The sequence below is a fragment of the Streptomyces lincolnensis genome, from assembly GCF_021173675.1.
Taxonomy (GTDB): domain Bacteria; phylum Actinomycetota; class Actinomycetes; order Streptomycetales; family Streptomycetaceae; genus Streptomyces; species Streptomyces lincolnensis_B.
In genome coordinates this window covers 278,784-299,847 of record NZ_JAIHON010000008.1, presented here as the reverse complement: position 1 = coordinate 299,847, position 21,064 = coordinate 278,784, and the positions used below count along the sequence as shown (strand labels likewise).

Sequence of the window (21,064 nt, the reverse complement as noted above, 5' to 3'; positions counted from 1 at the left end):
GGCAACGCGCGGGGAACGGAACGCGTCCTAGAACAGAAGACGGGAGACCACGGGGAGTGCCTTCAGGTGGCCACAGCGGAGCCGACACGCGCCGACGACACCGATCCGGGCCCGGAAACCGGCCCGCGAATACGGCTGCCCGCACACCCGGGTCCCGACCACGGACCGACTGACGACGAGAGCACCGAGGACCGCCCTGACAGCGGGAGCGGTTCCACGCTGCTCGACCGCCTCGCCGACCGCACCACCCCCCTGCGCGAGTGGGTCCAGCGGCACCCCGTGCTGTCCCTGACGGGACTGTCCGGGGTTCTCCACGTCGTCTGGTTCTTCACCTTCGCGAACAGCGGGGGCGACCTCGCCGCGCAGGACGCCTGGGCCGAGTTCGTCGGCCGGCACCCGGACTCGGCGTACAACCTGGCCTGGTACGGCGGGATGCACCCCGTGTCGTACAGCGTGGTGTCGCCGTATCTGATGTCGGTCCTGGGTGTCCGTACGACGATGATGATCGCGGGGACCTTCTCGGCGACCCTGCTGATGCTGATCCTGCTGCGCAGCCGGGCGGTGCGGAATCCGCTGTGGCCGGGGCTGGCCGGTGTCTTCGCCTTCCTGTGCAACGCGGCCTCGGGCCGGGTGACGTTCGGGCTCGGCACGCTGTTCGCGCTGGGCGCGGTCGCGGTGGTGTTCTGCTGGCCGTACCGCTGGCGCTACAAGCGGTGGGCGAAGGCGCTGTGCGCGGCGCCGCTGGCCGCGCTGGCGACCATGTCCTCGCCGGTCGCCGGTCTGTTCGTGGGGCTCGTGGCGGCCGCGCTGTTCCTCCAGAAGCGGCGGCCGGGCGCCTGGGCGCTGGGGATCGCCCCCACGGCCGTGGTGGCGGTGTCGGCCTGGCTGTTCCCGTTCTCCGGCACCCAGCCCATGTCGTTCGGGTCGGCGGTGCTGCCGCTGGCGTACGCGATCATCGTCTACGCCGTCGTACCGCGCGCCTGGAAGACCGTACGGATCACCTCGGCCGTGTACGGGCTCTCGGTGCTGCTGGTGTGGCTGATCAGCTCGCAGATCGGCTCCAACATCACGCGGCTGCCGATGCTGTTCGCCGGGGTGGCGCTGGCGGCGGCGCTGCCGTTCACCGTGCCGCGCACCCGCAAGTGGTACGTCGTCGTGCTGGCCTCGGTCGGGTTCACCGGCTGGATCGGGTTCAAGACGGTCGACGACGTCGTCCACACCCAGCCGGCCGCCTCCTGGGCACGCGAACTCGCCCCCCTCGTCAACGAACTCCAGGAGGTCGGCGCCGAGAAGGGCCGCGTCGAGGTCGTCCCGGCCCGCTCCCACCGGGAGGCCTCCGCCCTCGCGCCCTACGTCAACCTGGCCCGCGGCTGGAACCGGCAGGCCGACATGGAGCGCAATCCCCTCTTCTACGACGACACGCTCAACTCGGCGAACTACCACGAGTGGCTGCGGCGGTGGGCCGTGCACTTCGTGGTGCTGCCCAAGGACGAGCCGGACGGGGACGGGGGCGAGCGGGAGCGGGAGCTCGTGCAGCGCGGGATGCCGTATCTGAAGCAGATCTGGGGCGACGCGAACTGGCAGCTGTTCCAGGTCGTCGACCCCGCGCCGCTGGCCGAGCCGAACGCGGTCGTCGAGCGGGCCGCGCAGGGTGAGATGACCATGGAGGTCAAGGAGGCCGGGCGGGTCCTCATCAAGATCCCCTACTCGCCGTGGCTGAGCATCGTCGACGCGGAGGGCAACAAGCTGAAGGCGCCGGAGGAGACAGAGGCGTCGAAGAACCGGCCGGACGATCAGCCGAAGTCGTACGACAACGTCAACGGGTGTCTGATGGAGACGGAGGAGGACGCGGAGGGGGATCGCTGGACGATGCTGATCGCGCCGAAGGCGGGGACGTATCGGTTGGCGGCGCCGTACTCCATGCCTCGCGGGACGCCTTGTCCGGAGGAGCTCAGGTAGTTGCGCGGCTGCGGGGCGGTGGGGGCTGGTCGCGCCCACGCGGCGGAGCCGCACATTGATACAGCCCCGCGCCCCTTGGGTCAGCGCAGTCCATCCACGTACTTGTCTGTACCCGGGATTGTCGGGACGAAAGGCGCCAGGAGCTCCAGCCGGCCCAGTCCCGACTCCCCCACCGCCTCCTCCAGCCCCGCGAAGTGCCCCTCCCAGCACTCCCTGGGATCCGCCTCCAAGAACCACAGCAACGTCAGGCGGGTGTCGATGCCCTCCACCTGCTTGACGTAGGACATGCGGTCGCCCGGCAGTGGGGTGGGGCGGAAGACCGTCACCATGGCGGTGGGGGAACCCGTGAGCCGTTTCGGGAGGTGGCGGGAGATGAGCCACTCCAGCAACTCGGCGCGCTGCTCGGAGGATTCGGCGTCGAGGACCTGCAGCACCAGCCCCGCGTACGGGTGGTCCAGGGCGTGGAAGTCGCGGGGGCCGGCCGCGCCGTCGCGGTAGACCGTGGACTCGTGGTCCTGGAAGGCCGTGAAGACGTGGGTGCGGTCGCGGTAGACGCGGCTGTCGCGGTTGAGGCGTTTGTTGATGGCGACGGTCCAGCGCATGTGGTCGTCGTAGCGGCCGTCGGTGATCCAGTACGTGGAGAGGTAGCAACCGGCGGTGACGGGCTCGGCGATGGCGGACTTCTCGGGGCGGCGCAGGAGTTGGAGGTCGCGGGTGGCCACCCAGCGGCGGCCGGCGAACATCCAGGGCATGGCCATCGCGCCGGCGTAGTAGTGGTCGTCCTCGTACCAGCGGTTGTAGGCGTACTCGTGGCCCGGATGCGGCTCGACCATGGTGATCAGGGCGTGGCCGGGGCGGATTCCGTACGGGCCGACGGCGGCCAGTTCGGCGTAGGTCTCGCTGCGGGTGTCCTCGCTCATGCCCTTCCCCTTCCTCGGCGGCTCGCCCATACTCTGACGCTCCGTCAGATAATGCGCCAGGGGTCGGAGTCGAGGAGGCCGCCATGTCGTTGCTCGCGGGCAGGACCGTCGTCGTGTCGGGGGTGGGCGCGGGGCTCGGCCACCAGGTGGCCGCCGCGGTGGTGCGGGACGGGGGGAACGCGGTCCTCGGGGCGCGCACCGAGGCGAACCTCGCGAAGAGTGCCGCGGAGATCGATCCGGACGGGGCGCACACGGCGTACCGGGCGACGGACGTCACCGACGAGGGGCGGTGCGAGGCGCTGGCGGGGCTGGCGCGGGAGCGGTTCGGGCGGATCGACGCCGTGGTTCATGTCGCCGCCCTGGACTCCTGCTTCGGGGGGCTTGAGGACGCCGACTTCTCCACCTGGCAGTCGGTGATCGACGTCAATCTGCTGGGTACGCTCCGGATGACGCGGGCCTGTCTGCCGGGGCTGAAGGAGCGCGGAGGTGCGGTGGTGTTCATCGGGACGCAGTCGGCGGTGGCCGCTCCGTCGCAGGTGCGGCAGGCCGCGTACGCCGCTTCGAAGGGGGCGCTGACCAGCGCGATGTACTCGCTGGCGCGGGAGCTGGGGCCGCACCGGATCCGGGTGAACTCGGTGCTGCCGGGCTGGATGTGGGGGCCGCCGGTGCAGGCGTACGTGCGGTTCACGGCCCGGGCGGAGGGCAGGCCGGAGGGCGAGGTACTGACGCGGCTGACCCGGCGCATGGCCCTGCCGGAGCTGGCCACGGACTCGGACGTGGCGGATGCGGCGGTGTTTCTGAGCTCGGACCGGGCGCGGGCGATCACGGGACAGTCCTTGCTGGTCAACGCCGGTGAGTTGATGCGGTGAGGGATCTGAAGGTCGGTTCATGTAGGTGAACGTAGGCCATCAGCTCGAATATCTTTGCCTCCCCTTGACCTTACGCTTACTTGTCGTGTTCACGCGGCACCCCAGACGATGAGCGCCGGGCTGAAACCCTGGGAGGGCGCACATGAACGGTCTCGACTGGGCCGTGCTCATCGGCTACTTCGGCGTGATGGTCGCGATCGGCGTGTGGTCGCACAAGCGCGTGGACAACGTCAGCGACTTCTTCACCGCCGGCGGCAAGATGCCCTGGTGGCTGTCCGGCATCTCCCACCACATGTCGGGCTACAGCGCGGTGATGTTCACCGGGTACGCGGGTATCGCCTACACCTACGGCGTGACGTCCTTCGTGACCTGGTCCTTCCCGATCGCGCTCGGCATCGCCATCGGCTCGAAGCTGTTCGCGCCGCGCATCAACCGGCTGCGCTCACGGCTCCATGTGGCCTCTCCGCTGGAGTACCTGAAGAACCGCTACGACCTGAAGACCCAGCAGGCGCTGGCCTGGTCCGGCATGCTGCTGAAGATCGTGGACGTGGGCGCCAAGTGGGCCGCGATCGCGACCCTGTTGTCCGTCTTCACGGGCATCTCCCTCAACCAGGGCATCCTCATCACCGGCACCATCACCGCCGTCTACTGCACGATCGGCGGGCTGTGGGCGGACGCGCTGACCGAGCTCGGGCAGTTCATCATCCAACTCCTCGCCGGTGTCGCGATGTTCGTGGCCGTGATCATGGAACTCGGCGACAAGGGCATCGGGTTCATCGACGCCTGGGACCAGCCGGCTCTCCAGGGCCACGACAAGCCGCTGGTCGCCGACTACGGCGCGGTGTTCCTGCTGGCGTTCCTGTTCATCAAGCTGTTCGAGTACAACGGCGGCATGCTCAACCAGGCCCAGCGCTACATGGCCACCGCCACCCCGCAGGAGGCCGCGCGCTCGGCCCGTCTGTCGGCGGTGCTCTGGCTGGTCTGGCCGCTGGTCCTCTTCTACCCGATGTGGATGTCCCCGCTGCTGGTGGACGCGCAGAAGCCGGACGGCTCCGACTCCTACGGCCTGATGACCGAACAGCTCCTGCCCCACGGCCTGTTGGGCCTGGTCATCGTCGGCTTCTTCTCGCACACCATGGCCATGTGCTCCTCCGACGCCAACGCCATCGCCGCCGTCTTCACCCGTGACGTGGCCCCGGTGATCTCGCAGCGGGCGCGGACCTGGACCCAGCGCACGGGGCTGATCGCCGCCCGCGTCGCGACCGTGGTCTTCCTCGGCCTGTCCATGGCGGCGGCGACCCAGGTCAACTCGCCGACCTTCAAGGACATCATCACCGTTGTGATCAAGTGGGTGGCCGGGCTGATGGGACCGATGGCGATCCCGATGATGCTGGGCCTGCTGCGGCCGTTCCGCCGCTCCGGTCCGACCGCCGCGATCACCAGCTGGGCGATGGGCCTGTTCGCCTTCTGGCTGGTCAACTACCCGATCAACTGGAACGTCGAGGGCGGCGTCCCGCTCCAGTACCAGGTGTCGATCCCGCTGGCCGTGTCCCTCGTGCTGTACATCCTCATCGGCTTCATCAAGCCGGAGGACACCCCGGAGCGGCTCGCGCTCATCGAGAGGATCAACACCGACGACGACGGGTCGGCGGCGGCCGCGATCCCCACCCCGGCGGGCGGGGTGGAGGACGCGCTGGGCAGGACCCCGGTGAAGGACTGAGCCCTCACCGGGGCCGGGAGTCACGGCGTCACGGTCAGCGTGGTCGCGCCGACGGTCTCCGTGCCCCTGCCGTAGTGGACGACACCGACGTAGGCACCGCCGGCCTTGAGGTCACGCCAGGAGACCTTGACCTTGGGGCCGGCACCGGAGGTGACCGACTGCTTCGCCGGGGTCACGGTGGCCTGCTTGTCCGCCTTGGTGCCCGGACCGACCAGCCAGGTGTGCAGCGTGTACTTCTGGCTGGTCGCGCCCTCGGGCAGGCCGTACTGGTTGACGTACACCTGGTACGTGCCGGGCCTGAGGTCGACGTGCTCGTCGCTGCTGCGGACCGGCAGCGCGGAGACCAGCCTGCCGTCCTTGTCGAGCACCCACAGGTCCAGGTCACTGCCCTTGAGGTGGTCCGAGGGCAGGATGCCGACGCGGGCCAGTGAGGTGTTCTCGGGGATCGTGACCTCGGTCCTGGCGGAGGCGGCCGTGGGCTTCGACGGGTCGAAGCTCTCCGCCGTACCGGTCAGGGTCCCGGTCGTGGTCGTCCCCGCGTACAGGCCGTACACCTTCGTGGTCAGCGAACCGCTGAAGCCGGCCTTCGCGGAGAGGGCCGTCGAGCCGGTCCTGCCCTTGCCGGTGGCCTCGGCCGCCGCCCGCAGCGGTGCGGCGCGCAGGGCGACCGCGCTGCGGACCGTGTGCCGCTGGTCGGTGAGGGTGACCGCGCCGAACGCCCATGAGTCGAAGGCGGCGGTGGTGCGGGTGAAGGCCACCTTGTAGGTGGCCGACTTCCCGGCCGGCACCTTCAGGGTCTTCGGCGAGATCGTGGCCTTGTAGCCGGCCGGCGCCTCGACCGCGGCCGTGTACACACCGGCCGTCCCGGTGACGTTGGTGACCCGGCGGGTGACGGTCTGCCCGGCGACGAGGTCGCCGACCGCGATCGTCGGGTTGTTGAGGTCGCTCGGGTCGGTCTTGCGGGCGGTGGCGCAGGCGTCGCCGCCGTCGGCGGTCAGCGGCGGCTGGCCGATGGCGCACAGGTACGCCGTCCACTCCGCGGAGGTGGAGTCGTAGACCAGGCCCGGGTCGTAGGCCGTGTTCGGCACGACGTGTCCGGCGCCGTAGTCGAGCGGCGTGGCCGCCTTGCCGGAGCGCTGGATCGGCTTGCCCGTGTTGTCCTTGGTGGTGGCGGTGGTCATCAGCGCCGACTTGACCTCCATGGGGGACCAGTCGGGGTGCAGCTGCCGCAGCAGCAGGGCGAGGCCGGAGACATGCGGCGCCGACATGGACGTACCGGACATCATGCCCTGATCGCCCGGGAAGGTGCCGTGCGCGGCGGTGCCGGCGACGATGTCCACGCCGGGCGCCGTGATGTCGGGCTTGAGCAGGTCGCCGCCGCTGTTGAGGTCGGGGCCGCTGGAGGAGAAGCCGGCCATCTGCGGCGCCTGCTGCTTCACGGCCTTGGCCGCGGTGAGCGCGGCGGTCGCACCCGAGCCGGCGGCGTACGCCTTGATCGCCTCACCGGCGGCCAGGGGGACGTGGACCGACGGGACGGTGTGGGCGTCGGCGACCTCCTCGTCGGCGGCGCTGACGTTGTACAGCACCATGCCGACGCCGCCCTCGGCCTTGACCTGGGCGCTCTTGTCGAGGCGGGCGTTGCCGCCGCGCGCGCAGATCACCACGGCGCCCTTGACCTCGGCCGGGTCGAGGGAGTCGGGCTGGCACTGTCCGGCCGCGGTGGCGTCCACGCCGCTCCTGGCGGCCTCCGCCCCGTCGACGAGCGGGGCGGACGGCACGCCCTGCGCGGCGATGCTCACCCCGTCGTAGGTCTTGCCGTCGCCGAGGGTGAGGGTCCCGCGGTAGCCGGTGTCGTGGGTGGAGGCGGCGACGGTGGTGACCCACGGGACGCCGTTGGAGCCGGTGCCCGGGCCGCTGTTGCCCGAGGAGGCGGAGATGAAGACGCCGGCCTTGGCCGCGTTGAACATCGCCGTGTACTCGGGGCGGTTGGCGGGCTCGTCGTTCGGGCCGCCGACCGAGTAGTTGATGACGTCCACGCCGTCGGCCACGGCCTTGTCGAAGGCGGCGACGATGTCGGAGGTGGAACAGCCGTCGGTCCAGCACACCTTGTAGGCGGCGATCCGGGCGGCCGGGGCGAGCCCGCGTATGGACCCTGCTATGCCGCTGTCGGGCACGGTGGCGTTGACGCCGGTGTCGCCCGCCGCGGTGGTCGCGGTGTGGGTGCCGTGGCCCTCGGCGTCCATCGGGGACGCCCAGTCGTCCGGCTTGGGGTCGGCGATGCCCTTGTTGAAGTACTGGGCGCCGATCACCTTGTTGTTGCAGGTGACCAGGTGCGCGAGGTCCACCCCCGGATCGCAGGCGCCCTTCCACTTCTTGGCGATGACCGCGGCGTCGGGGCGGGGCTCCGGCAGGGCCTTCAGCGACGGGTTGGCGGTGGCGATGCCCGTGTCGATCACACCGAGGATCGTGCCCTCGCCCGCGCGCTTCCGGCCCCCGGGGATCTTGGAGTAGAGGCCGCCCTTGGCGTCCAGGCCGAGGAACTTGGCGGTGTCGGCGGGCGCGAGGGCTCCCGCGGCGGCCGCGGTCTCTGCCTCGGTGGTGGCCGTGGACGTGGCTGTGGACGTGGCCGTGGGGTGGCTGACCATGTTCTTGGCCACCGACAGGACGCCGGGCGTGCGGGACAGCGCGGTCGCCTGACCGGCCGTCAGCTCGGCGGAGAACCCGTTGAGCACGTACTGGTAGGTGTAGAGCGGCTTGACGCCCCGCACCGCGTCCAGCACCTTCTCGCGCTCGCGCTTCAGATGGCGGACGTACTCGCGTACGGCGCCCGTCGCGGTGTCGAGCCGCTCGCCCTGGTCGGGCGCGGTGCTGGACTCCGTGGCGACGGGCCTGTCGGCGAGCTGGACGACGTACAGGCCGTCGGTGAAGGTCTGCTGGGCCTGCCGGGAGGTGCCGGGCGTCGCGTCCTGCGACGCGGCCTGGACGGGAGTGCCGTAGGAGAGCACCAGGCCGCCGGCGAGCGCCGGGGCCAGGAGGGAAACAGTTCTGCGGCCGACGCGACGGCGGCGGCCGGGGTGTTCCTGGGACAAGTGGATGCCTTCCCCCGCGCACGCCTGACGCAGACGTGCGCACAAAGGTCGCAGTGAAAGTGGTCGGGCCCCCGAGATCGCCGTCATCGTGTTACGCGTGAGGCTGGTGTGAGAAGAGCAAAGTCCTTGAAAGCTGCGTAACTTCACAGCAGATTCACGGCGTTCTTCAGGTCCGTTCCTCTACCGACCAGTACAAACACCGGAGTTGTGCAGAGGTGGCGGTGGCGCTCAGGGGGGGCGGGTCCCCGGTTCCGGGTGCCCGCCCCCACAGCTGTCCTGCCAGGACTTACGCAGTGACGGTCAGCTCGGTCGTGCCGACGGTGTCCGTGCCGTTGCCGTAGTCGACCAGGCCGAGGTAGACGCTGCCGGTCGGCAGGTCACGCCAGGAGACGGTGACCTTCGCGGTGTCGCCCTGGGTCACCCGTTGCTCGGCCGGGGCCGCGGTGGCCTGCTGGTCCGGCTCGGTGTCCGGGCCGATCAGCCAGGTGTGCAGGGTGTACTTCTGGCTCGTCGCGCCCTGCGGCAGGGCGTACTGGCTGACGTACACCGTGTAGGTGCCCGGCTCGAGGTCGATGTGCTCGTCGCTGCCGTCGACGGGCTGAGGGGGGACCGGGTTGCCGTCCTCGTCGAGCACCCACAGGTCCACGTCGCTGCCCGCCAGGTGGTCGGCGGAACGGATCGCGACGCGGGCGAAGGCGGTGCCCTCGGGGACGGTGAGCTCGGTCCTGGCCGTGGCGGCCGTCAGCTTCGACGGGTCGAAGGCGGTCTCCGTGCCGGTCAGGGTGCCGGTCTTGGTGGTACCGGCGTACAGGCCGTCGACCGTGGTGGTGAGGGTGCCGTCGAAACCGGCCCTCGGGGTGAGGGTGACCGAGCCGGTGGCGTCCTTGCCGGTGGCCGTGCTCGCCACGCTGATCCGTACGGCTCGCAGGGCGACGGCGCTGCGAACCTTGTGGTGCTGGTCGCTCCAGGTGACCGAGCCGAACGCCCACTCGCCGTAGGCCGCGTCGGTACGGGTGAAGGTCACTGTGTACGTAGCCGAACCGCCGGCCGGCACGACCAGCCTCTTCGGCGAGACCTGGGCCCGGTAGCCGGGCGGCGTCTGCAGCGTGGCGCTGTACACGCCGGTCGTGCCGGAGACGTTGGTCACCGTACGGGTCACCGTCTGCTTCCCGGTGAGGTCACCGACCGAGATCGTCGGGGTGTTGAGGTCGCTCGGGTCGATCTTCTCGGCGGTGGCGCAGGCGTCGCTGCCGTCGTCGGTCGCCGGCGGCTGGCCGATGGCGCACAGGTACGCCGTCCAGTCGGCGGAGGTGGAGTCGTAGACCAGGCCCGGGTCGTCGGCGGTGTTCGGGACGACGTGCCCGGCGCCGTAGTCGAGCGGAGTGGCCGCGCTGCCGCCGTAGGCCCGGATCGGCCTGCCCGCGTTGTCCTTGGTGGTGGCGGTGGTCATCAGGGCCGACTTGACCTCCATGGGGGACCAGTCGGGGTGCAGCTGGCGCAGCAGCAGGCCCAGGCCGGCCACGTGCGGGGCGGACATGGACGTGCCGGACATGATGCCCTGCTCGCCCTTGAACATGCCGCGGTTGCCGCCCGGAGCGGTGCCCGCGGTGATGTCCACGCCGGGGGCCGTGATGTCGGGCTTGAGCAGGTCGCCGCCGCTGTTGAGGTCCGGGCCGCCGGACGAGAAGCCGGCCATCCGGGGCGCTTCCTGGTGCACGGCCCGCGCCGCGCCGAGCTCGGCGGTCGCGCCGGCGCGGTCGGCGTACGCCTTGATCTTCAGGCCGGTGGCCTCGTTGACGTGGACGGACGGCACGGTGTGGGCCAGGGCGACCTCGTCGACGGCGGGGCCGACGTTGTACAGCACCATGCCGGCGCCGCCCGCGGCCTTGACCTGGGCGCTCTTGGTCTGGATGACGCCGCCGAACTTGCAGAGCACGATGGCGCCCTTGACCTTGGCCGGGTCGAGGGTGTCCGGCCTGCAGAGCTCGGCCTGGGCGGAGGACACGCCGCTCCTGGCGGCCTTCGCCGCGTCGACGAGCGGGGCGGACGGCACGCCCTGCGCGGCGATGCTCACCCCGTCGTAGGTCTTGCCGTCGCCGAGGGTGAGGGTCCCGCGGTAGCCGGTGTCATGGGTGGAGGCGGCCACGGTGGCTGCCCAGGGGACGCCGTTGGTGGCGGTGCCGGGGCCGTCGTTGCCCGACGCGGCGGAGATGAAGACGCCGGCCTTGGCCGCGTTGAACATGGCCATGTACCAGGGGTCGTTGGCGGGAGCGGCGCTCGCGGGGACGAGGGAGTCGTTGATGACGTCCACGCCGTCGGCCACTGCCTTCTCGAAGCCGGCGACGACGTCCACCGTCCAGCAGCCGGAGTTCCAGCACACCTTGTAGACCGCGATGCGAGCGGCCGGGGCCAGCCCGGATATGCGCCCCTTCATGCCGCTGTCGGGCACGGTGGCGGGCACGTCGTAGTTCCCCGCCGCGGTGGTCGCGGTGTGGGTGCCGTGGGCTTCGACGTCGATCGGGGACGCCCAGTCGGTGGGGCCGGGGTCGGTGACGCCCTTGTTGAAGTACTGGGCGCCGATCACCTTGTTGTTGCAGGTGACCCGATGGTCGGCGTCCTGGCCGGGGTCACAGCTGCCCTTCCACTTCTTGGCGATGACCTCGGCGTCGGGGAGGGGCTCCGGGAGGGCCTTCAGCGACGGGTTGGCGGTGTCGATTCCGAGGTCGAGAACACCGAGGATCATGCCCCGGCCCGCGTTCCGCTGACCGCCGGGGATCTTGGAGTACAGGCCGCCCCGCTCCTTCAGACCGAGGAACCTGGCGGTGTCGGCGGGCGGGAGGGTGCCGGCGGTGGTCGCGGTCACGGCGGCACCGGCTGTGGCGGTCGTCGTGGCGGGGTGGCTCACCTCGTTGCGGACCAGCGAGACGACGCCCGGAGTACGGGCCAGTGCGTTGGCCTGACCTGCCGTCAACTTGGCGGCGAACCCGTTCAGTACGTACTGGTACGTGTACAGCGGCTTGACGCCCTGCACCGCGTCCAGCACCTTGTCGCGTTCCCGCTTCAGGTCGCGGACGAGGTCGTGTACGGCGTCGGTCGCCGTGTTGAGCCGCCGGCCCGGCTTGGGCGCCGTCCTGGGGTCCGTGGCGACGGGGCGGTCGGCGAGTTGGACGACGTACAGGCCGTCGCTGAAGGTCTGCCGGGCCTGCTGGGAGGTGCCGGCCGGAGCGTCCTGCGGCGCGGCCTGGACGGGAGGGCCGTAGGTCAGGATGAGGCCGCCGACGAGAGCCGGGGCCAGCAGAGAAGCCATCCTACGGCCGACGCGAGTGCGCCGGCCCGGCTGTTGTGGGTACAAGTTGATGCCTTCCCCTGCGCATGCCTGACGGAGGCGTGCGCTCAAAGGTCGCGGTGAACGTGGTCGAGTCCCCGAAGATCGTCGCCATCGTGTTACGCATGAGGCCGGCGCGGAAAGAGGAAAGTACTTGAGAGTTACCCAACTTCACAGGATATTCACGTCTGCCTCCAGCCGCGTCCCTCTACCGCCCAGTACGAACACCGGGGTTGCGAAGAAGTGGCAGCGGGCGCTCAGGCCCTCGGATACCGCGCCAGCCACCCCGGCGACGCCCCCGCGGGACCGTGCAGGGCGGGCCCCTGGGTCATCTCCATCGCGAAGTCGTCGGCGAGTTCGAGGAGGGTGGGCCGGCCCTCCAGTTCGGCCAGCCAGGCCGGGGGCAGGGCGGTCTCGCCGTGCAGGGCGCCGAGCAGGCCGCCGGTCAGGGCGGCGGCCGCGGCCGAGGGGCCGTCGTGGTTGACGGCGAGGCACAGGCCCTGGCGGACGTCCTCCCCCACCAGCGCGCAGTACACGGCCGCCGACACCAGCCCGGCCGCCGTCCCGTCCCCGATCAGTTCCTCGACCCGGGCGGGCGTCGGCATGCCCTGCCGTACGGCGCCCAGGGCGTGCTGGAGTCCTTCGGAGACGGGCTCGTGTCCCGGCCGCGGGGCGAGCAGGGCCAGCGCCCGCTGCACGGCCCCGTCGAGGCTCTCGCCGCAGGCCAGGGCGTGCACGATCACGGCGTACGCGCCCGCCGAGAGGTACGCGACGGGGTGGCCGTGGGTCTGCGCGGCGCACTCCACGGCGAGCTGGACGACGAGCTGCGGTTCCCAGCCGACGAGCAGCCCGAAGGGCGCGGAGCGGGCGGCGGCCTCGGGGCCCGTCTCGCCCGGGTTCTTGGGCGTGTCCAGCGTGCCCATGGTGTCGTCGCCGAGCCCGAGCAGCAGGGCGCGGGTCGGGTCGCGGCGGGCGTAGAGCCACTCCTCGCGGGCGAGCCAGCCGTCGTCCTTGCGGCGCTCGTCCGGTCCCCAGTCGCGCTGGGTGGCGGCCCATCTGCGGTACGCCCGGTGCAGGTCGGTCGGCGGATGCCAGGCGCCGGTGTCTCTTCGCACCTGGGCGCGGATCAGCCCGTCCACGCTGAACAGGGTCAGCTGGGTGAGGTGCGAGACGGCTCCGCGCCGCCCGTGCCCGAGGCCGAGGTCGAGCAGCCCCTCCGCGCCGTACTCCTCCCGGATCTCCGCCAGCCCCAGCCCGTCCACGGGTGCGCCGAGCGCGTCCCCGACGGCGGCCCCGAGCAGCGTCCCCCGCACCCGGCTACGAAAATCCTGCTGCTCGGCACGTCCCCACACGGCCCCGGCTGTCGCACCCACCAAGACCTCCCCTGTGGCACCGCCCGTTTGTACGACAGCTCTGCACTGTAATCGAACGGGGACGGTGGGTTCAGGGGGGCGGCGGAAGGTGCCTGTGGCATGGGCGCCGGGGGCATGGGCGCTAGGGGAGGTCGTCGTCCGGTCGGTGCGCGTACCGGGCCCGTACCGCTTCGGCGGCGGCGGTGACCTCCGCGACGAGCGGGGCGATGCCGTCGCGGTCCGCGTCCGGGCTGTTCAGGAGGTCGGTGAGGATGTCGGCGAGGTTGGCCAGCGTCATCCAGCCGGGGTCCAGGGCGAGGAGGTCCGCGAGGCCCTGTGCCGCCTCGGTCCGGTCGTCGAGGGCGCAGCCCAGGAAGCACCGCCCCTGCGCAAGTTCCGCCGCGTCCAGTCCGTTGCCGTCGCCGCCGTCGCCGTTGTCGTCATTGCCGTCGCGCACCAGTTGCGCCAGCTCACGCCACAGCGGTCGCGCGGCCCGCAGTCCCTCGGTCCGGCCGACGGTCACCGCCAGTTCGAAGGTGCCGACCACCGGCTCCGCCGCCCGCACCCGCTCGGCGACGAGTCGCGCCTCGCCCCAGCGGCCGGCCTGCCGGTACAGCTCGACGCGCAGGTCGTCCGCGTCGTCCAGATCGGCGAGCCGCGCCTCCGCATCCTCCCGACGGCCGCACAGGAGCAGCAGCTCTACGGCCTTACGGCCCGCCCAGTCCGGCTCCGTCCCCAGCTCCACGCACCGGTCCAGGTCGGCGAGCGCCTGCTCGGTGCGGCCGGTCGCGAGGCCCACGCGGGCGCGGTGGGCGTGGGCCGGGCCGTGGTCGGGGTTCAGCGCCAGGGCGCCGTCCAGGTACCGGAGAGCCTCCGTGTGGTCCTGCACGACGCGGCGGGCCGCACCGAGCACGAACAGCGCTTCGGAGTCGTCCGGGTCGAGATCGAGGATCCGGCGGAAGACGTCGGCCGTCTCCCGGTACCGGCCCGCGTACAGCAGGGCCACGCCCAGCTCATGGCAGATCCACTCGGCGTCCGGATCGGCCTCGACGGCCAGTCGGAGGTCGTCGAACATGCCCTCCCGGTCCCCGAGCCGCTTCTTCACCCGGGACCGCATCACCAGCGCCCAGCCGTAGCGGGGCCGCAGCTCCACGGCACGGTCGAGGTCGGTCAACGCCTCCTCGTCCCGGGCCAGTGCGTGCAGGGCCACGCCTCGGCTCGCCAGCGCGGAGGCGTGCCCGGGCTCGAGGGCGACGGCCCGGCCGAGTTCCGTGACGGCGTCCTCGAAGCGGCCGGCGAGCCGGTAGGAGTCACCCCGTTCCGAGGCGACCCAGGCCGCGTCGGGCGCGAGCGCCACCGCCCGGCCGAACTCGGCGAAGGCCGTGTCCAGGTCACCCCGGGAGCGGAGCAGACGGGCCCGGCGCACTCGCGTCCACAGGTCCTCCCCGTCGATGCCCAGCGAGCGGTTGAAGTCGGCGAGCGCCTCGTCGTACCGCCCGAGCGTGTGCCGGCACACGGCCCGCCCGGTCAGCGAGCGGGTGTCGGTCGGGTCCAGGGCGATGGCCCGGCCGAAGTCGGCCTCGGCTTCCTCGAAGTGGCCCGCGAGTCGGTGGGTCTCCGCACGCTCGGCGATGATCCAGCCGGTGTCCGGGGCGAGTTCGTCGGCGCGGTCGAGGGCGGCGAGGGCGGCCGGGAAGTCGTCCGTGAGCTGCAGGGTGAAGCCGCGGCCGTAGTGGGCGAGGGCCAGGTCGGGGGCGAGCTCGATCGCCCGCTCGTACTCCTCCAGCGCCCGCCCGTACTCCTGCCCGCGACGCAGTTCCCGGCCACGCAGCGCATGGGCCTCCGCCCGCCCCCGCGGATCCAGCCCGGGACGCGAGAGAAGCACGCCCATGGCCCGTGCGACCCCGGTCTCGGCGACGGCCCGGATCGCCCCGACATCCACCGCGACCCGGGCCACACCGGTGCCGACCATCACCCCGCCCACACCGGTCCCGGCCGGGGCCACCCCGGTGTCGCCCTCGGCCGCAGCCGCCCCGCCGTCGGCCGTGACCGGAGCCGCCCCGGGGCTACCCCCAGCCGGCCCCACCCCACGGTCGCCCGCGACCGGAGTCACGCCGATGGGGCCCACTACGGGACCCGCCTGGCCGCCCCCAGCCGGACCCGCTCCGCCGTCGCCCCCCGCCGGAGCCACCGCACCGTCCTCGGCCAGGGCCTCGCCCAGTTCGCGGCCCCATTCCCGAAGGGCCGTGTGGTCGGTCGCCTCACCGGCGTCCTCCAGCATCCGGGCCCAGCGGCGGCCGAGGATCTCGTCGTTACGGCAGGCGGCGACCAGGGACCGCAGTGCCTCGCCGAGCGCGGCGGGTGGACGGGCGCAGAGGAGGTGGTGGGTCTCCTCCAGGAGGAGGTCACGCCATTCCTCGTCCTCCCACAGGTCCTCGGTCGCCCGGCCGGCCTCGGTCTCGGCCCGCCACTCGGCGAACGCCTCCGCCAGCCGCCGGTGCCGCCGCGCCCACTCGCGCGGGGAGCGGCGGCGCTCCAGGCGCAGCATCTGTGCGCGTACGACGTCGTGGTACCGCACCCGGCCGCCGCGCTCGCCGACGAAGGGCAGGGCGGTCAACCACTCGTAGAGCACGTCGAGTTCGTCGTCGGGGCGGTCGACCAGGACCCGGAAGACGTCGGCGTCCAGCCATCGCGGGAGGGCGCAGATCCGGGCGGTCTCGCGGCGGTCCTCCGGTTCGCGCCGCAGGAACAGGCCGACGGCGGTGGTGCTCGGGTCGCGCAGGTTCTCCGGGTCGCCGGGGCGGTTCTGGGCGAGCGTCGACACCAGGACGGGCAGGCCGCCCGTCAGGCGCAGCGCCTCCTCGACGACCGGTTCGGCCGCCACTCCCCGCGCGGCGAGCAGGGTGCGCGTCTCGGCCTCGGTGAAGGGGGCGAGGGGCAGGTCCGTCACGGCGTCCAGGCCGCTCCAGCGGGTGGCGTCCAGGGGGCGCTGCCCGGCGGTGACCACGACGACGGTGGCGGGCAGGCCGCCGTCGCCCCGGTGCCGGGTGACCATCTCGTGCAGCCACGGGTCGAGATACGGCCCGGTCCGCTCGTAGGTGTCGAGGAACAGGACGATCCGGCCGGCCGCGGCGGTGGCCGTGCGCAGGTCCGCGAGCAGGACCGGGGTGAGGACCTTCTCCGGGGTCAGGACGAGGTCGATGTCGTCCTGGTTGCGGAAGCGGGCGGCGAGTCCGGCGCGTACGCGGTCCGTGCCCTGGGCGAGCCGGTCGGCGGGCAGGGCCCTGGTGAGGAGGGACACGCCGGGCAGGGCGGCCTCCAGGGCGCCCATGCCCAGTTCCACCGCGACCCTGCTGCCGGTCGACGCCGTCTCAGGAACCGGGCCCGGACCAGGACCCGGTTCCGGGGCGAGGGCGGCGAGCGCGGCGGCCTCCGCCTCGTGCCGGCGCTCGTGGTAGGTGGCCAGCCGCCGCTCCAGGTCCTTCAACCGGCGTCCCTGGTCGGCGAACTGACGGCAGATCTCCGACAGGGCCTCCGGGACGCTTCCGGCGCCCTCGTCGACGTAGGCCGTCAACGCGCCCCGCTCCCGGGACAGTTGCTCCAGCTCCTGGAGGAGGTAGGTCTTGCCGACACCGGCGGTGCCGTGCACGTGGAAGCGGAAGCGCCGACGCGGGTCCCCGGGCTGGAGGTCGAAGTTCCGCAGGAACACGGCCCGTTCGGCGTCCCGGCCGACGAATCCGGTCCGGGCGTGCCGCTGGATCAGCTCCTGCCACGTGGGCTGCGCCTGCGCCATCCGCCTGTCACCCCGTCCACTCGCCCCACGGTCTCACCGGCATTCTGGCCCAATGGTCCCGCGGCACGGCCGGCACCGGTGAAAATGATCGACATGTCCACGACCCCACGCACCCCCCGCAGCGCGCTCGCTCTCAGCGCGACCCTTCTGACCGCCACCGTCGCCCTCTACATGGTGCTCGTCGCCTTCGGGAACATCACCGACTTCGGCACCAACCAGCAGTTCGTCCGGCATGTGCTCGCCATGGACACCACGTTCAAGGACGAGGACCTGATGTGGAGAGCCGTCACCAGCAAGGGACTTCAGGACGCGGCCTACGTCGCCATCATCGTGTGGGAGACGATCGCCGCGCTCGTCCTGGTCTTCGGCACCTGGCTGTGGTTCCGGGGCGACGACCACGCCCGCCGTTTCTCGACGTACGGCCTGCTCATGGTGATGTTGCTGTTCGGGGCCGGGTTCATCGGGATCGGTGGTGAGTGGTTCGCGATGTGGCAGTCCGGGGACTGGAACGGGCTGGAGGCGGCGACGCGGGCGTTCCTGTTCAGCGGGGTCGTGCTGATCGTCAACCACCTGCCGTCCGGGGACGGCCGGAAGGTCAGCTGACCACCACGACCGTGGTGCCCGTGTCCCCGAACGTCCACAGCGCGGAGCCGTCGGCCTTGCCCATGCGGATGCCGCTGGTCTGCGTGCCGGCGGCGACCGCGGGCGGCGAGGAGCCGTCCACGGCGTTGGAGAACGCGATCGACAGGCCGGACTTGGCGGCGAAGTACAGGATGTTCTCGATCTGTACGCCGTCGGAGCCGGTGGTGGCCTCCGTGCGCTGCGAGACGGTGTAGCTGCCGGGGTCCGGGCTCACCGTGCCCGGCCACACCGCGAAGGAGCGGCGGGCGGCGTCGCTCGCGTCGACCAGCCACACCCGCTTCTGGCTCAGCGAGTACACGACGCGCCGCCCGGTGCCGGAGTCGTCCGGCACCGGCGCGGGTGCCGCGGGCTTCGTCGGCTTCGGTGTCGCCTCCGCCGGGGCGGAGGCGCTCGGGCGGGCGGCCGTGGGGTGCGGACCCTTGTCCGCCTGCACGGCCAGGACGACGACCGCAGCGACCGCGCCCGCCGTCAGACCGGTCACCCAGACCCACGAGGGAAGCCGTCGGGCAGGCACGGGCACGCATCTCCTCAGCTACGGGGCCCCTCCACCGAGGGGCTCCGATCATCGTACTGGGCCGGGAGGTGCGTACGGTTCGCGGCGAGAGGGGCCCGAGAGAGACCGGCAAGGGCCTCTCCCTACACCTCCGTGTCCCCGTGGGTGATCCCTCAGTACCCCGGTAGGGATCAGTCCAGCACCGGCAGCAGCTCCGGCAGATGCCCGTCCGACACGGCCGCCGCCCGCTGCCGTTCCTCGGACACCTCCCCGTAGAGCGTGGTGCGCGGCCTGGCCGGCCGTCCGGCCGCCTCCGCCACGGCGATCAGGTCCTTGACCGACTTGTACGAGCCGTAGGAGGAGCCCGCCATCCGGGAGATCGTCTCCTCCATCAGGGTGCCGCCCAGGTCGTTGGCGCCCGAGCGGAGCATCTCGGCGGCGCCCTCGGTGCCCAGCTTCACCCAGCTGGTCTGGATGTTGGGGATGTACGGGTGCAGCAGCAGCCGGGCCATCGCGGTCACCGCCCGGTTGTCCCGCATCGTCGGGCCCGGGCGCGCGATGCCCGCCAGGTAGACCGGCGCGTTGGTGTGGATGAAGGGCAGGGTCACGAACTCCGTGAAGCCGCCGGTGCGTTGCTGGATCCCGGCGAGGGTCCTGAGGTGCCCGAGCCAGTGCCGGGGCTGGTCGACATGGCCGTACATCATCGTCGACGAGGACCGGATGCCCAGTTCGTGGGCCGTCGTGACGACCTCGATCCAGGTCGCCGCGGGCAGCTTGCCCTTGGTCAGGATCCAGCGGACCTCGTCGTCCAGGATCTCGGCGGCCGTACCCGGGATCGTGTCAAGCCCGGCCTCCTTGGCGGCGGTCAGCCACTCGCGGATGGACATGCCGGTGCGGGTGGCGCCGTTGACGACCTCCATCGGCGAGAAGGCGTGCACGTGCATGCCCGGCACCCGCTCCTTCACCGCCTTGGCGATGTCGAAGTACGCCGTCCCGGGCAGGTCGGGATGGATGCCGCCCTGCATGCACACCTCCACCGCGCCCACCTCCCACGCCTGCTGGGCGCGGTCGGCGACCTGGTCCAGGGAGAGGGTGTAGGCGTCGGCGTCCGTCCTGCGCTGCGCGAAGGCGCAGAAACGGCAGCCGGTGTAGCAGACGTTGGTGAAGTTGATGTTCCGCGTGACGATGTACGTCACGTCGTCGCCCACCGCCGACCTGCGCACGTCGTCCGCGATCCGGGTGAGGGCGTCCAGCGCCGGACCGTCGGCGTGCAGCAGCGCCAGCGCCTCGTCGTCGGTCAGCTTCGTCGGGTCGTCGGCGGCGGTCGCGAGGGCCTGGCGTACGTCGGTGTCGATGCGCTCGGGCGCCATGCCGGGGGCGGCGGCCTCGCGCAGGGCGCCCCAGTCGCCGTAGACCTCGTCGAAGTCGTCGCGGCGGTCGGAGGTGCGGCCGTCGGTGTCGATCGTGCGGTGCAGGTCCGTGCGGCCGGTGGCCTCGAAGACCTCCTCGGGCTCCTGCCACGGCCGGCCCTCGACGGTCGCGTCCGGGAGGGCGAGGCCGGTCTCCGGGTCGGCGAGCGCCGCCACGTGCGGCCGCAGCCTCGGGTCCAGCCAGGGTTCGCCGCGCCGGACGAACTCGGGGTACACGCACAGCCGTTCCCGCAGCTCGAACCCGGCGGCACGGGAGCGCTCGGCGAGTTCCTCGATCTGCGGCCAGGGCCGCTCGGGGTTGACGTGGTCGATGGTCAGCGGGGAGACCCCGCCCCAGTCGTCGATCCCAGCGCCGATCAGCCGCTCGTACTCGCTGTCGACCAGGTTCGGCGGGGCCTGGATGTTGCCGCTCGGGCCCATGATCAGGCGGGCGACGGCGACCGTGGCGACCAGTTCGTCCAGTTCCGCGTCGGGCATGCCGCGCATCGCGGTGTCCGGCTTGGCGCGGAAGTTCTGGATGATCAGTTCCTGGATGCCGTGGTAGGCGCGGGATATCCGGCGCAGCGCGAAGAGCGACTCGGCGCGCTCCTCGTACGTCTCGCCGATGCCGATGAGGATGCCGCTGGTGAAGGGGACGGAGGAGCGGCCGGCGTCCTCCAGGACACGCAGGCGTACGGCGGGTTCCTTGTCGGGGGAGCCGTGGTGAGGGCCGCCGGGCTCGGACCACAAACGGGTCGCGGTCGTCTCCAGCATCATGCCCATGGACGGCGCGACCGGCTTCAGCCGCTGGAAGTCGGTCCAGGTCATGACGCCCGGGTTCAGGTGGGGCAGCAGGCCCGTCTCCTCCAGGATCCGGATGGAGATCGCGCGGACGTAGGCGATGGTGTCGTCGTAGCCGTGCGCGTCGAGCCACTCCCTGGCCTCCGGCCAGCGGTCCTCCGGCTTGTCGCCGAGCGTGATCAGGGCTTCCTTGCAGCCGAGCGCGGCGCCCTTGCGGGCGATGTCGAGCACCTCGTCCGGGGACATGAACATCCCGTGCCCGGCCCGGCGCAGCTTGCCCGGCACGGTGACGAAGGTGCAGTAGTGGCATTTGTCCCGGCACAGCCGGGTCAGGGGGATGAAGACGCTCTTCGAGTACGTGATGACACCGGACCGGCCCGCCTGCTCGAGCCCCGCGTCCCGCACGCGGGCGGCGGACGCGGTGAGGTCGTCCAGCTGGGCGCCCCGCGCCTGGAGCAGCACCCCCGCCTCGGACACGTCGAGAGCGACGCCGTCCCGGGCGCGTTTCAGAGCGCGACGCATGGAGTTCTCGGTGGGGCCGGTTCCGGAGGTCGCGGAAGTCGTCATCCTTCGAGCATACGGACGGGCTCCGCCGGTTCAGCGGGGACGGGGGTGGTGCGGAGGGTGGTGCCGGGGCGCGTCTGAGCTCGGGGGTTCGGGTTCGTCGGCGACTGCGGGTGGTGGGGGTTCCC

The 21,064-nt window shown here is 71.9% G+C and carries 11 protein-coding genes; 4 read left to right on the top strand and 7 right to left on the bottom strand.

Annotated features, from left to right (window positions below):
* Nucleotides 1–66: 66 nt before the first annotated feature.
* Entirely contained in the window at nucleotides 67–1,959 is a 1,893-nt protein-coding gene (locus tag K4B79_RS25120; RefSeq protein ID WP_232029163.1) for a DMT family transporter, read from the top strand.
* Nucleotides 1,960–2,039: 80 nt separating this feature from the next.
* Here the strand turns inward: K4B79_RS25120 and K4B79_RS25115 are convergent, their stop codons facing one another.
* Entirely contained in the window at nucleotides 2,040–2,879 is an 840-nt protein-coding gene (locus K4B79_RS25115) for a hypothetical protein (protein ID WP_232029162.1), read from the bottom strand.
* An 83-nt stretch (nucleotides 2,880–2,962) separates the two neighbouring features.
* Between K4B79_RS25115 and K4B79_RS25110 the strand changes: the two genes are divergently transcribed.
* On the top strand, nucleotides 2,963–3,748 hold the full coding sequence (locus tag K4B79_RS25110; RefSeq protein ID WP_232029161.1) for an SDR family oxidoreductase: 786 nt from the start codon (nucleotides 2,963–2,965) through the stop codon (nucleotides 3,746–3,748).
* A gap of 142 nt (nucleotides 3,749–3,890) precedes the next feature.
* Nucleotides 3,891–5,468, top strand: coding sequence for a sodium:solute symporter family protein (locus K4B79_RS25105; protein ID WP_232029160.1), 1,578 nt, complete (start codon nucleotides 3,891–3,893; stop codon nucleotides 5,466–5,468).
* Between the two features lie 20 nt (nucleotides 5,469–5,488).
* Here the strand turns inward: K4B79_RS25105 and K4B79_RS25100 are convergent, their stop codons facing one another.
* The 4 genes from K4B79_RS25100 to K4B79_RS25085 form a co-directional block, all read right to left on the bottom strand.
* Nucleotides 5,489–8,557, bottom strand: coding sequence for a S8 family serine peptidase (locus tag K4B79_RS25100; protein WP_232029159.1), 3,069 nt, complete (start codon nucleotides 8,555–8,557; stop codon nucleotides 5,489–5,491).
* Nucleotides 8,558–8,843: 286 nt separating this feature from the next.
* The gene (locus K4B79_RS25095) at nucleotides 8,844–11,864 is read right to left on the bottom strand and encodes a S8 family serine peptidase (RefSeq protein ID WP_232029158.1); all 3,021 of its coding nucleotides are present in this window, start codon (nucleotides 11,862–11,864) and stop codon (nucleotides 8,844–8,846) included.
* A 275-nt stretch (nucleotides 11,865–12,139) separates the two neighbouring features.
* A complete protein-coding gene (locus K4B79_RS25090) occupies nucleotides 12,140–13,255 on the bottom strand; it encodes an ADP-ribosylglycohydrolase family protein (RefSeq protein ID WP_232029157.1) in 1,116 nt (371 codons plus the stop codon).
* 121 nt (nucleotides 13,256–13,376) lie between these two features.
* Nucleotides 13,377–17,027 carry a tetratricopeptide repeat protein gene (locus tag K4B79_RS25085; protein ID WP_232029156.1) on the bottom strand — a complete coding sequence of 1,217 codons (3,651 nt, stop codon included), beginning with the start codon at nucleotides 17,025–17,027 and terminating at the stop codon, nucleotides 13,377–13,379.
* Between the two features lie 93 nt (nucleotides 17,028–17,120).
* On the opposite strand from K4B79_RS25085, the gene K4B79_RS25080 reads away from it, so the two are divergent.
* Nucleotides 17,121–17,630, top strand: a complete 510-nt coding sequence (locus K4B79_RS25080) for a DUF2165 domain-containing protein (protein ID WP_232029155.1) — start codon at nucleotides 17,121–17,123, stop codon at nucleotides 17,628–17,630.
* Here the strand turns inward: K4B79_RS25080 and K4B79_RS25075 are convergent.
* Together K4B79_RS25075 and K4B79_RS25070 are read right to left on the bottom strand one after the other, a co-directional pair.
* Nucleotides 17,623–18,189: a hypothetical protein gene (locus tag K4B79_RS25075; protein WP_232029154.1), complete on the bottom strand. Its 567-nt coding sequence runs from the start codon at nucleotides 18,187–18,189 to the stop codon at nucleotides 17,623–17,625. The two genes, K4B79_RS25080 and K4B79_RS25075, sit on opposite strands and share 8 nt — an antisense overlap.
* Before the next feature lie 164 nt (nucleotides 18,190–18,353).
* A complete protein-coding gene (locus K4B79_RS25070) occupies nucleotides 18,354–20,939 on the bottom strand; it encodes a bifunctional FO biosynthesis protein CofGH (RefSeq protein WP_232029153.1) in 2,586 nt (861 codons plus the stop codon).
* Nucleotides 20,940–21,064 lie beyond the last annotated feature (125 nt).